Here is an 11,631-nt window from a genome sequence, read left to right on the forward strand (position 1 = left end):
AGAGGCGCGTATGGTACGCCAACGGCAGGCTGACCTGCTGCTGATTGCTGCGACGGTGATTGCCGCCTGCGGCTGGATTTTTTCCCGCGAGGCGATCGCCGGCATGCCGGTATTCGCGTTCCTTGGGCTGCGCTTCTTCTTCGCCGCGCTGCTGCTGCTGCCGTTCTGCCGCGGGTTTCGCCCGCAAAAGCAGCACTGGCCAAAGCTCATCATCAGCGGGCTGTGGTTTGCGCTCAACCTCTGCCTGTGGATCTACTCGGTCTCCACGACGGCGTCGCTCGGCGAAGGGGCGTTTATTATGAGCCTGTCGATGATGTTCGTCCCGCTGACCGCGTGGGTGATGATGAAGGTGCGTCCGCCGCGGGCCTGGTGGGAGTGCCTGCCGATCGCGGTGGTGGGCCTGGGCCTGCTCAGCCTGCACATGCCGATAGCCTTCCACCCCAGCCAGGGCTGGTTTTTGCTGACGGCGCTGGTGCAGTCGATCTGGTTCTGTTACACCAGCCGCTGCGCGCGTGAAGTACCGCTGATCCCCCTGACCACCGTGCAGCTGGCGATCACTGGTATCGTCGGGTTGACCATCTCCGCTGCCGTTGAACGCTGGGACCAGCCGATGACCCTGCCGACCTTCGGCTGGCTGGTGGCCAGCATTGTCATCGCCACCAGCCTGCGCTTCGGTCTGCAGATGAAGGGGCAAAAGTACGCGGCGGTGGCCAGCGCGGCGATCATTATGGTGCTCGAACCGCTGCTGACGGTCATTGCCGCCGCGCTGTGGTACGGCGAACAGCTACCGCTGCAGAAAATTATCGGCGGCGTGCTGATCCTGGTTGCCCAGCTGTGGTTCCGCTGGCGAATGCTTAAGCCGTAGCCTGCCCGGTGCGCGGCTGCGCCATCAATTGCAGCAGCGGCACCAGCGACAGCCCGTCCGGCATTTCGCCGCGGGCGATCAGCTGGTTTATCTCCTCAAAGGTAAACCAGCCGGTTTCCATTACCTCATCCTGAGCCGCATCCATCCCCACCCAGCGTAAACCGGTAGCCAGCCAGGTGATAAACAGCTGATCGCTGCTGCCGTAGGAGGGGTTGAAGCGAATGATCTCCTCGACGCGTTGCGCCTGCCAGCCGGTCTCTTCCCGCAGCTCGCGCAGCGCGGCCGCCGCCGGATCTTCCCCTTCGTCAACGCCGCCTGACGGAATGGCCCACACTACCTTGTCGATCAGGTAGCGGTAGTGGCGAATCAGCAGCACTTTGCCCTCCTGGATAGCCACAACCCCCACCGCCGGGCGGGGATAGTGAATGGCGTAAAAGTCGCGGCGCTCGCCGGGGGCGATATCAATACCCACCTTGCGCATGCTGAACCACGGCGTCTCGGCGATGACCTGCGGGTCGTGCATATCGGCGGCGGTCAGTTTTTTCTTCATCCTGCCACTCCTGTCAAAAATGGAGCCTTCAGAACAACATAGCCGGAGACGGATAGCAATCGCCGCAGGTTGGCCCGATTTCATCGATCCTTGCCCAAATGCCCCTATTGCGCCAGGCTGGTACTCAGTACGATGTTCGTCAAATCACCCCCTGAGGAACGCCGACATGAACATCACCCATATCCGTAACGCGACCCAGATTATTGACTACGCCGGGAAAAAGTTTCTGATCGATCCGATGCTGGCGGACAAAGGCGCCTGGCCGGGATTTCCGGGCACCGCGCGCAGCGAGCTGCGCAACCCGCTGGTGGCCTTGCCTTTTTCCCGCGATAACATTATCGACGTTGACGCAGTGATCGTCACCCATACCCATGACGATCACTGGGACGAGGCGGCGATCGCCGCGATCCCGAAAACCCTGCCGGTGTTCGTCCAGCACGAGGCCGACGGTGCGCTGCTGCGCAGCCAGGGATTCGAGGATATCCGCCTGCTGACGGCAGACAGCGAATTTGCCGGTGTGCGCCTGCTGAAAACCACCTCCGGCCAGCACGGCAGCGATCGCACCTACGCGGTGCCGGCGATGGCCGAACGCCTGGGCGAGGCCTGCGGCGTGCTGTTTCGCCATCCGCAGGAGAAGACGCTGTGGCTGGTGGGGGATACCATCTGGCGTGATGAAATTGCGGCCGACCTGCTGAAGCTGCGCCCGGACGTGGTGGTCCTCAACGCCGGCTATGCCCACGTCATCGGCTTTGGCCCGATTATCATGGGCAAAGAGGATCTCCTGAACGTACACTTCACCCTGCCGGAAGCGAAAATCATGGCTATCCACCTGGAGGCGGTCAACCACTGCCTGGTGAGTCGGGAAGAGATGCGCCAGTATGCGCTGGATAATCAGATTGCCGAGGTCGTGTGTATCCCGCAGGATGGGGAAACCGTGGTTTATTAACGTGCGTAAGGGGAAGGAACGATGAAGCTCACCGACGTGGCGATTGTTGCAGTAGAGGGCTTTAGCCCGTTTCATTACGCCGTTCCCTGCATGCTGTTTGGCGATTCGGTCTCTGAAAACAAACGCTTTAATCTGCACATTTGCGCCGAGCGACCGGGGCTGCTGCGCGCCCGCGACGGCTTCGCGCTGTACGCCAGCGGCGATTACGCCGTGCTGGAACAGGCGGATATCGTGGTGGTGCCTTACTGGGGCGAGGTCGACCGGCGCCCGCCGCAGGCGCTGCTTGATAGCCTGGTGCGGGCCCGGAATAACGGCGCGGAAATCGTCGGTCTGTGCCTGGGCGCGTTCGTCCTTGGCTACGCCGGGCTGCTGGACGGGAAACGCGCGGCGACCCACTGGGAGTTTGAGCAGGATTTTCAGCGCCGGTTTCCGCAGGTGCGGCTGGATATCAACGCCCTGTACGTCGATGACCAGCGGATCATTACTTCAGCGGGCACCGCGGCGGCGCTCGACTGTTGCCTCTACATCATCCGCCAGCGTTACGGCAGCCTCGCGGCCAACCAGATCGCCCGGCGGCTGATTGTTTCGCCGCACCGCGAGGGCGGCCAGGCGCAGTTCATCGCTCAGCCGGTGCCGAAAAATACCCGCGATGCGCGAATCAACTGCCTGCTGGATTATCTGCAGCAGCATATTGCCGAGCCGCATAATCTCGATTCGCTGGCCCAGGTGGTGGCGATGAGCCGCCGCAGCCTGACCCGCCACTTCGCCCGGGCGACCGGGATGAGCATCACCGACTGGCTGACCGCCGAACGCCTGCGCCGCAGCCAGAGCCTGCTTGAGGCGGGGGATCTGCCGGTCGAGCAGGTGGCGGAGGCGGTGGGTTATCTCTCTGCCGTCACCTGGCGTCAGCAGTTTAAGGCGCGCTTTGGCGTCAGTCCGACCGAATGGCGGCGTACCTTTCGCCGCGGCGCTTAGCCGCCGAGGGTCGCGCTGTCGATCACGAAGCGGTATTTCACGTCACCCTTGACCATTCTTTCCCAGGCTTCGTTGATCTCATCGCCGCGGATCAGTTCGATATCGGCGACGATGCCGTGTTCAGCGCAGAAGTCGAGCATCTCCTGGGTTTCCGCGATCCCGCCAATCATCGACCCGGCAATCGACCGGCGACGGATGATCAGATTGAACACTTCCGGCGACGGATGCGGTGTGGCCGGCGCGCCTACCAGCGTCATCGTGCCATCGCGCTTCAGCAGCGTGGTGAAGGCATCGAGATTATGCGGCGCCGCCACGGTGTTGAGGATGAAATCGAAGCTTTTGACGTGGGCCGCCATTTCCTCTTCGTTACGCGACACCACCACTTCATCAGCGCCTAGCGCTCTGGCCGCATTACGCTTGGATTCGGAGGTGGTAAAGGCCACCACGTGGGCCCCCATGGCGTGGGCCAACTTGATTCCCATATGTCCAAGGCCGCCAATGCCAACCACGCCGACTTTTTTACCCGGCCCGGCGTGCCAGTGGCGCAGCGGCGAGTAGGTTGTGATCCCGGCGCACAGCAGCGGCGCGACGGCGGCCAGCTGCGCTTCGGGATGAGTTATCCGCAGCACGTAGTGTTCTTTGACCACGATCTGCTGTGAATAGCCGCCCAGGGTGTGGCCCGGCGCGTCCTGGGTCGGTCCGTTGTAGGTCAGCACCATATGGTCGCAGTAGTTCTCCAGCCCTTCAGCGCACTCCTCGCACTGTTGACAGCTATCGACCATGCAGCCGACGCCCACCAGATCGCCGACGGCGTAGCGCGAGACGGCCTCGCCGACCGCGGTGACCCGGCCCACAATTTCATGCCCCGGCACGCAGGGGTAGAGCGTTCCGGCCCATTCCGATCGCGCCTGGTGGAGATCGGAGTGGCAGACGCCGCAGTAGGCGATGGCGATCTGCACATCCTGCGGCCCCGGTTCGCGGCGGGTGATGGCCATTGATTCCAGCGGTTGGCTGGCGGAGTAGGTACCTATAGCGTTGATCAGCATAGCGAAACCTCTTGATTATATCGGTGTTAAAACGGGCGGACGGAGGTGAGCGTTTTTTGCGCGGTAAGGATAAGCGTAGCCTGGAGCGCCCGGGATGCGAGACGGGTAGCTCAAAGCGTTAAAACCGCTCCTCACCGGGTGAGGAGCAGACTTTTCAGGGGGCGACTGGCGTCAGATAGTCCAGGCGCAGTGGCTCGGCGAGCAGGGAATCCATCTCGCCAATAAAGGCCTGAAAGTAGGGTTGGTCGATATGCTCATCCAGCGCCTGCTGGTCACGCCAGGACTCCCGCATGTAGAAGGTATCCGGCGCGTCGCGCAGCTGGAACAGCGCGTAGTCAAGATTGCCCGGCTCTTGTCTCGTCGGCAGGAGCAGACCCTGCAGGACCTTGCGCAGCGCGTCCGTTTGGCCTGGTTTCGCCTTGAGCACGGCGAGAAGGGTTATCATCTTAAAATCCCTCCAGCACAATCTTGCCCACTGCGCGTCCGGTTTCCAGCTGGCGATGCGCTTTCTGCAGATTGTCGGCGGTGATAGCGCCGTAGTGTTCGCCGAGTGTGGTTTTGATCGTGTGGTTGTCGATCAGGGCCGCCACGCGGGTTAGCAACTGATGCTGGGCGATCATGTCATCCGTCTCAAACATTGAGCGGGTGAACATAAATTCCCAGTGCAGGGACAGGCTTTTGGCTTTCAGCGGCACCACGTCCAGGGTCTCCGGGTCATCAATCAGCGCCAGCTTGCCCTGCGGGGCGAGGGCGTCGATCAGCGCGTTGAAGTGCTGGTCGGTGTTGGTCAGGCTGGCGACATGGGTCACCGCGTTGATGCCGATGCGCGCCAGCTCGTCGGAGAGCGGCTTGCTGTGATCGATAACATGGTGCGCGCCCGCCTCGCGGACCCAGCGTTGGCTCTCCGGACGCGAGGCGGTGCCGATCACCGTCATGGCGGTCAGTTTGCTGGCCAGCTGGGTCAGGATCGACCCCACGCCGCCCGCCGCGCCGACGATCAGCAGCGTGTCGCCCGCGTTGCCGCCTTCCGTGACGCCAAGACGGTGAAACAGCAGCTCCCAGGCGGTGATAGCCGTCAGCGGCAGCGCGGCGGCGGAGGCGTTATCGAGGGTGCGCGGTTTGTGGGCCACCAGGCGCTCATCCACCAGCTGATATTCACTGTTGCTGCCGGCCCGGCCCAGGGCGCCGGCGTACCAGACCTCATCGCCTGGTGCGAACAGCGTCACTTCCTCACCGACGGACTGCACCACGCCAACGGCGTCCCAGCCCAGCACCCGCGGCGTGTCGCCCTGGAAGCCGGCGCGCACTTTGGTGTCCACCGGATTGACCGAGACCGCCTTCACGGCAACCAGCAGATCACGCCCGTGGGCGGAAGGGACCGGCAGGTCGATCTCGGTTAAAAAAGGGATATTGTCGCCGTCAGCGGCGGCTTGAGTAATGGCGATAGCTTTCATAACTGCTCCGGTCTGTGAATCGGGTGAATAAAGCGATGACGCGATAGTAGACCGGCGCCGGGAGGGGAAAAACGGGTTAACGGCAATAACAGTTATATGCAGAAAGTGAAAATCAGCCCACCTGATAGAAATCGAGCATCACCCCATCCTGAGTACGTCCGCCCGCGCAGATAAACAGCGAGGTGGTTAGCCAGCTGAGCGCGGGGGTATCCACCTCGAAGGTGGGGACGGTGCGAAAATAGATTTCTTCCGGCGGAATAGTGCTAAAAAAGCGCATATCGTCGGCGAACAGCTGGTCATGATAGCGGGCCGGCACCCGGCGAATACCGTTGTTTTCCACGTACACCGTTCCTTCCTCCACCTGCAGGGCATAGCGGGCGGATAGCCTGCACGTGCCGTCGGGCTCGATAATCTGGCTGTCGACGCCGCCGGGCAGCACGTGGCCGCGAAGTTGACCCGAAACGCTGCCGCCGAGAATCGGGATCAGCTGACGCTTGCCGGTTTGCGGACTGCGGGAAACGATTATCGGTTTATCAACCTGGATGGTAATGGAAAAACAGTGTCTCAGTTCGGGGGTCATCATGGCTCTCCTGTTTCGGTTGGCAACGGCACGCGGCCTTTGCGCCAGTGTAACGGGTTCGCAGGAGACAAAATAACGCAGAGTTTGGATGAAAATGATTGACTGGGATGATGGGTTTTGCGGCTCAGTTTGGTATGGCGTGGCGGTGGAGGAGCAGAGGCAAACTGGCGGAAGATCACAGGAGTTGAACCTGCCCGGGACCGCTGGCGGCCCCAACTGGATTTGAAGTCCAGCCACCTCACCGGAGATGACGATCTTCCGCGCCTCGATTGCTACATGGAGGCGGGGCGCATTATAGCTACTTTCAGCCGTTTACCACATACCTGAACGCACTTTTTTACTGTTAAAACTGGACTTTGCAGAACAGTCTGAAACAAATCCGTTCAAAATCCATGGGTTACACTTTTTCATACGCTTTCAGGCTACCGCGATCACAGAAAACAAGAAACGTAATCTGATAACGAGATATCGCAATTCATCTTCCTGCGGCAAAGGTTTACAAGAAATGTAACCGGTACCAATCCGTGGCGCCGCTAAGGGAATTGTGCCCATATGAAAGATCATATTTTGTCCGTCAAAGAGAAAATTGGCTACGGCATGGGTGACGCCGCCAGCCACATCATTTTTGATAACGTTATGTTGTATATGATGTTTTTCTACACCGATATCTTCGGCATCCCCGCTGGTTTTGTCGGCACCATGTTCCTGCTGGCGCGCGCGCTGGATGCGATCTCCGACCCGTGCATGGGCCTGCTGGCCGACCGTACCCGCAGCCGCTGGGGTAAATTTCGCCCGTGGATCCTCTTCGGCGCCATTCCGTTCGGCCTCGTCTGCGTACTGGCCTACAGCTCGCCGGACTTAAGCCACCACGGCAAGCTGATCTACGCCGCAGTGACCTACACGCTGCTGACCCTGCTCTATACCGTGGTGAATATCCCTTACTGCGCGCTCGGCGGCGTGATCACCGACAACCCGACACAGCGCATCTCACTCCAGTCCTGGCGCTTTGTGCTGGCGACGGCAGGCGGCATGCTTTCCACCGTGCTGATGATGCCGCTGGTCAATTTTATCGGCGGCGAAGACAAAGCGCTTGGCTTCCAGGGCGGCATCGCGGTGCTGTCGGCGATCGCCTTCCTGATGCTGGCCTTCTGCTTTTTTACCACCAAAGAGCGTGTCGAAGCGCCGCCGAGCAGCACCTCGATGCGCGAAGATTTGCGCGATATCTGGCGCAATGACCAGTGGCGAGTGGTTGGCGTGCTCACCATCCTCAATATCCTCGCGGTCTGCGTTCGCGGCGGCGCGATGATGTACTACACCACCTGGATCATGGGCTCGGCGGCGCTGTTCACCGTCTTCCTCACCACTTACTGCGTCGGCAACCTGATTGGCTCAGCGCTGGCGAAACCGCTGACCGACTGGAAATGCAAAGTCAGCGTCTTCTGGTGGACCAACGCCCTCCTGGCGGTGCTCAGCGTGGCGATGTTTTTCGTACCGATGGATGCCGAAATCACCATGTTCGTCTTTATCTTCGCCATTGGCGTACTGCACCAGCTGGTGACGCCAATCCAGTGGGTGATGATGTCCGACACCGTCGACTACGGCGAATGGTGCAACGGCAAACGCCTGACCGGCATCAGCTTTGCCGGCACCCTGTTTGTGCTCAAGCTGGGTCTGGCGCTGGGCGGCGCGCTCATCGGCTGGATGCTGGCCGGCGGCGGTTACGACGCCGCAGCCAAAACTCAGAACGGCGCCACCCTCACCATTATTATCGCCTTGTTCACCCTCGTTCCGGCGGTGTGTTACCTGCTGAGCGCGGCGATCGCCAAACGCTTCTACACGCTGAAAACGCCGTTCCTGAAAAAAATGATGGCCGAGCTGGCCGAGGGCGCGCGTCGTAATGAACAAGATTTCGCAACAGCCCCGATCGACAAAGAATGGCAAAACTAAGAGGACGTTTTAATGAAAATCAGTGATGGAAACTGGCTCATTCAACCAGGGCTCACCCTGATCCAACCCGTACAGGTTTATGAGGTGGAGCAGCAGGGGAATGAAATGGTGGTCTATGCCGCGCCGCGCGATGTCCGCGAACGCGCCTGGCAGCTGGATACGCCGTTATTCACCCTGCGCTTTTTCTCCCCGCTGGAAGGGGTGATCGGGGTGCGTATGGAGCACTTCCAGGGCGCGCTGGATAACGGTCCGCACTACCCGCTGAGCGTGCAGAACGACGTCAATGTCACCATAGAGGATACGGCCGAATTCGCCGAGCTGAAAAGCGGTAGCCTTAGCGTGCGCGTCACTAAAGGCGAATTCTGGGCGCTGGATTTTCTGCGCGACGGCGTGCGTATCACCGGTAGTCAGCTGAAAAACAACGGCTACGTGCAGGATAGTCAGACCCAGCGCAATTATCTGTTTGAGCGCCTCGACCTCGGTGTCGGCGAAACCGTCTACGGTCTCGGCGAGCGCTTTACCGCCCTGGTGCGCAACGGCCAGACGGTAGAAACCTGGAACGAAGACGGCGGCACCAGCACCGAGCAATCCTATAAAAACATTCCGTTCTACCTGACCAACCGCGGCTACGGCGTGCTGGTCAATCACCCGCAGCGCGTCTCCTTCGAGGTGGGCTCGGAGAAGGTCTCGAAAGTCCAGTTTAGCGTGGAAGGCGAATACCTTGAGTACTTCGTGATCGATGGCCCGACGCCGAAAGCGGTGCTCAACCGCTATACGCAGCTCACCGGTCGCCCGGCGCTGCCGCCGGCATGGTCGTTTGGTCTGTGGCTGACCACCTCGTTCACCACCAACTATGACGAAGCGACGGTGAACCGCTTTATCGACGGCATGGCCGAGCGCCAGCTGCCGCTGCACGTCTTCCATTTCGACTGTTTCTGGATGAAGGCCTTCCAGTGGTGCGATTTCGAATGGGATCCTCTGACTTTCCCGGACCCGGAAGGGATGATCAAGCGCCTGAAGGCGAAAGGGCTGAAGATCTGCGTGTGGATCAATCCGTATATCGGCCAGCGCTCGCCGGTGTTCAAGGAGCTGAGAGAGAAGGGCTATCTGCTGAAGCGCCCGGACGGTTCGCTGTGGCAGTGGGATAAGTGGCAGCCTGGGCTGGCGATATATGACTTCACCAACCCGGAAGCCTGTCAGTGGTACGCCGACAAACTCAAAGGCCTGGTGGCGATGGGCGTCGACTGCTTCAAGACCGACTTCGGCGAACGCATCCCGACCGATGTGCAGTGGTTTGATGGTTCTGACCCGCAGAAAATGCACAACCATTACGCCTTCATCTATAACGAACTGGTGTGGAACGTGCTGAAAGAGACCGTCGGCGAGAAAGAAGCGGTGCTGTTCGCTCGCTCCGCCTCGGTGGGCGCGCAGCAGTTCCCGGTGCACTGGGGCGGCGACTGCTACGCCAATTACGAATCGATGGCGGAAAGCCTGCGCGGCGGGTTGTCGATCGGCATGTCTGGCTTCGGTTTCTGGAGCCACGATATCGGCGGTTTCGAGAATACCGCCCCGGCCCACGTCTACAAGCGCTGGTGCGCCTTCGGCCTGCTTTCCAGCCACAGCCGCCTGCACGGCAGTAAATCCTATCGTGTGCCATGGGCCTACGACGAAGAGTCCTGCGACGTGGTGCGCCACTTCACGCAGCTGAAATGCCGCATGATGCCCTATCTCTATCGTCAGGCGGCATTGGCCAATGAGTACGGCACCCCGATGCTGCGCGCGATGATGCTCGAGTTCCCGGACGATCCGACCTGCGACTATCTCGACCGCCAGTATATGCTGGGTGATTCAGTGCTGGTCGCGCCGGTGTTCTCCGAAGCGGGCGATGTGCAGTTTTATCTGCCGGAAGGGCGCTGGACGCATCTGTGGCATAACGATGAATTGCCGGGTAGCCGCTGGCATAAGCAGAATCATAATGCGCTGAGTCTGCCGGTCTACATTCGCGACAATACTCTGCTGGCGCTGGGCAACAATGACCAGAAACCCGATTATGCCTGGCATGAAGGCACCGCCTTCCAGCTGTTCCACCTCGAAGAGGGGCGCGAGGCGCGCTGTCAGGTTCCGGCGGCGGACGGTTCCACGATCTTCACCCTGAAGGCGAAGCGCCAGGGCAACACCATCGCCGTGAGCGGCGAAGGCGAAGCCCGCGGCTGGACGCTGTGCCTGCGCAATATCCAGCAGATAGCCGGCGTTCAGGGCGGCACGCAGACCGGCAGCGAATGGGGTGTGGTGGTGAGCGCCCAGGGCAATACGCTGACGATTACGTTGTAAAAGACTGCGTTAACGGCAGAGACCCTCTTCGCCTGGCGGAGAGGGTTTTTTATTCCATTTTTGTACAAAAAGTAATATTCATTTCAGTCTGGTGACTCAGGCCGCAGACGCCGTTGCTGAACGGTGATAGCGTATTCTGCCGCTGAGAGGAGCCCGCCATGGACGTAGAAAATATCTTTCGTGACGTGAAGCTAAGCAAAACGGAAATGACCGTGCTGCGCTTTATCCAGAACGACCCGGAGCAGTGTATCCGCCAGGGGGTCCGCGCCGTGGCGGAGCAGTGCTACAGTAATCCCTCCTCGCTGGTACGGCTGGCGAAAAAGCTTAAGTTCAGCGGCTGGCTGGAGCTGGTCTATTTCATCAAGTTCAATATCACCATGCCGAAGCTCGATGTCACCAACGATATCGACTATATGAGCATTCAGCCGGCGGAGGCGCTGACGCCACTGCTGGCAAGCCTCGCGCAGCAGCGCGTCCTGATCCACGGCAGCGGCTTTTCGCAGCTGATCGCCCAGTATATTTATAACAAGTTTCTCGTCACTGGGGTGAATGCCAGCCTGGCGCTGTGGCCGGATTACGAAATTCTTGAACAGAAAAACGCCGCTCGCTTCGACTCCATCTGGATCATTTCGAAATCCGGGCGCAGCAGCTCAGCGCTTAACTGGGTGAAGGCCCTGGAGGGGAAGGAGATCAACCTGGTCTGCTTTACCGGTGATTATCAGAGCCCGCTGGCGCAGGCTGCAGATACGGCGTTTATTATTCACGACCCGCAGAAGTTTGACGATGATATTTACTGGAGCAACCCGTTTTTCGGCTACTGCATCTTAGGCTTTGAGCGGCTACTGAAGATGTGGTTTACCCGCGTACGGAGCAATAGCTAGACCCGCTAAGCGCGGTGCGAGCGGGGGAGTTCCCGGATGGCGGCTGGCGCCTTATC

At 60.1% G+C, this 11,631-nt stretch carries 11 protein-coding genes and 1 tRNA gene; 6 read left to right on the top strand and 6 right to left on the bottom strand.

Translation table 11 applies throughout. From position 1 onward, the window contains the following. Positions 1-10: 10 nt before the first annotated feature. Positions 11-865 carry a DMT family transporter gene (locus tag ABLU73_RS14515; RefSeq protein ID WP_004205109.1) on the top strand — a complete coding sequence of 285 codons (855 nt, stop codon included), beginning with the start codon at positions 11-13 and terminating at the stop codon, positions 863-865. Here ABLU73_RS14515 and ABLU73_RS14520 read toward each other — a convergent pair. Next, entirely contained in the window at positions 855-1,415 is a 561-nt protein-coding gene (locus tag ABLU73_RS14520) for an NUDIX hydrolase (protein ID WP_017900754.1), read from the bottom strand. The two genes, ABLU73_RS14515 and ABLU73_RS14520, sit on opposite strands and share 11 nt — an antisense overlap. Positions 1,416-1,581: 166 nt before the next feature. On the opposite strand from ABLU73_RS14520, the gene ABLU73_RS14525 reads away from it, so the two are divergent. Then, positions 1,582-2,361, top strand: coding sequence for an MBL fold metallo-hydrolase (locus ABLU73_RS14525; protein WP_032456741.1), 780 nt, complete (start codon positions 1,582-1,584; stop codon positions 2,359-2,361). A 21-nt stretch (positions 2,362-2,382) separates the two neighbouring features. Next, positions 2,383-3,336 carry a helix-turn-helix domain-containing protein gene (locus tag ABLU73_RS14530; protein ID WP_154041492.1) on the top strand — a complete coding sequence of 318 codons (954 nt, stop codon included), beginning with the start codon at positions 2,383-2,385 and terminating at the stop codon, positions 3,334-3,336. Here ABLU73_RS14530 and ABLU73_RS14535 read toward each other — a convergent pair. The 5 genes from ABLU73_RS14535 to ABLU73_RS14555 form a co-directional block, all read right to left on the bottom strand. Continuing rightward, positions 3,333-4,382: an NAD(P)-dependent alcohol dehydrogenase gene (locus tag ABLU73_RS14535; RefSeq protein ID WP_004205104.1), complete on the bottom strand. Its 1,050-nt coding sequence runs from the start codon at positions 4,380-4,382 to the stop codon at positions 3,333-3,335. The genes ABLU73_RS14530 and ABLU73_RS14535 overlap by 4 nt on opposite strands. Before the next feature lie 154 nt (positions 4,383-4,536). Next, positions 4,537-4,827 (bottom strand): putative quinol monooxygenase, encoded by a 291-nt coding sequence (locus tag ABLU73_RS14540; protein WP_004205103.1) that lies wholly within the window; start codon positions 4,825-4,827, stop codon positions 4,537-4,539. 1 nt (position 4,828) lies between these two features. After that, the gene (locus ABLU73_RS14545; protein ID WP_004205102.1) at positions 4,829-5,836 is read right to left on the bottom strand and encodes a zinc-binding alcohol dehydrogenase family protein; all 1,008 of its coding nucleotides are present in this window, start codon (positions 5,834-5,836) and stop codon (positions 4,829-4,831) included. Positions 5,837-5,948: 112 nt separating this feature from the next. Further along, positions 5,949-6,416 (bottom strand): DUF3237 domain-containing protein, encoded by a 468-nt coding sequence (locus tag ABLU73_RS14550; RefSeq protein WP_004205101.1) that lies wholly within the window; start codon positions 6,414-6,416, stop codon positions 5,949-5,951. A 165-nt stretch (positions 6,417-6,581) separates the two neighbouring features. Continuing rightward, positions 6,582-6,676 (bottom strand) — tRNA-Sec (locus ABLU73_RS14555). Positions 6,677-6,968: 292 nt separating this feature from the next. On the opposite strand from ABLU73_RS14555, the gene ABLU73_RS14560 reads away from it, so the two are divergent. The 3 genes from ABLU73_RS14560 (at position 6,969) to ABLU73_RS14570 (ending at position 11,575) form a co-directional block, all read left to right on the top strand. Beyond that, the gene (locus ABLU73_RS14560; protein WP_130972010.1) at positions 6,969-8,363 is read left to right on the top strand and encodes a glycoside-pentoside-hexuronide family transporter; all 1,395 of its coding nucleotides are present in this window, start codon (positions 6,969-6,971) and stop codon (positions 8,361-8,363) included. Positions 8,364-8,375: 12 nt separating this feature from the next. Further along, positions 8,376-10,694: an alpha-xylosidase gene (gene yicI / locus ABLU73_RS14565; protein WP_264923680.1), complete on the top strand. Its 2,319-nt coding sequence runs from the start codon at positions 8,376-8,378 to the stop codon at positions 10,692-10,694. 158 nt (positions 10,695-10,852) lie between these two features. Continuing rightward, positions 10,853-11,575: an SIS domain-containing protein gene (locus tag ABLU73_RS14570; protein ID WP_004205097.1), complete on the top strand. Its 723-nt coding sequence runs from the start codon at positions 10,853-10,855 to the stop codon at positions 11,573-11,575. Positions 11,576-11,631 lie beyond the last annotated feature (56 nt).

It is taken from the genome of Klebsiella sp. GG_Kp175 (genome assembly GCF_040062325.1).
Taxonomy (GTDB): domain Bacteria; phylum Pseudomonadota; class Gammaproteobacteria; order Enterobacterales; family Enterobacteriaceae; genus Klebsiella; species Klebsiella quasipneumoniae.

Bases quoted from the DNA above. Each gene is read 5' to 3' on its own strand.
- ABLU73_RS14515 (WP_004205109.1), top strand. From the start codon at position 11: ATGGTACGCCAACGGCAGGCTGACCTGCTGCTGATTGCTGCGACGGTG.
- ABLU73_RS14520 (WP_017900754.1), bottom strand. From the start codon at position 1,415: ATGAAGAAAAAACTGACCGCCGCCGATATGCACGACCCGCAGGTCATC.
- ABLU73_RS14525 (WP_032456741.1), top strand. From the start codon at position 1,582: ATGAACATCACCCATATCCGTAACGCGACCCAGATTATTGACTACGCC.
- ABLU73_RS14530 (WP_154041492.1), top strand. From the start codon at position 2,383: ATGAAGCTCACCGACGTGGCGATTGTTGCAGTAGAGGGCTTTAGCCCG.
- ABLU73_RS14535 (WP_004205104.1), bottom strand. From the start codon at position 4,382: ATGCTGATCAACGCTATAGGTACCTACTCCGCCAGCCAACCGCTGGAA.
- ABLU73_RS14540 (WP_004205103.1), bottom strand. From the start codon at position 4,827: ATGATAACCCTTCTCGCCGTGCTCAAGGCGAAACCAGGCCAAACGGAC.
- ABLU73_RS14545 (WP_004205102.1), bottom strand. From the start codon at position 5,836: ATGAAAGCTATCGCCATTACTCAAGCCGCCGCTGACGGCGACAATATC.
- ABLU73_RS14550 (WP_004205101.1), bottom strand. From the start codon at position 6,416: ATGACCCCCGAACTGAGACACTGTTTTTCCATTACCATCCAGGTTGAT.
- ABLU73_RS14560 (WP_130972010.1), top strand. From the start codon at position 6,969: ATGAAAGATCATATTTTGTCCGTCAAAGAGAAAATTGGCTACGGCATG.
- yicI (WP_264923680.1), top strand. From the start codon at position 8,376: ATGAAAATCAGTGATGGAAACTGGCTCATTCAACCAGGGCTCACCCTG.
- ABLU73_RS14570 (WP_004205097.1), top strand. From the start codon at position 10,853: ATGGACGTAGAAAATATCTTTCGTGACGTGAAGCTAAGCAAAACGGAA.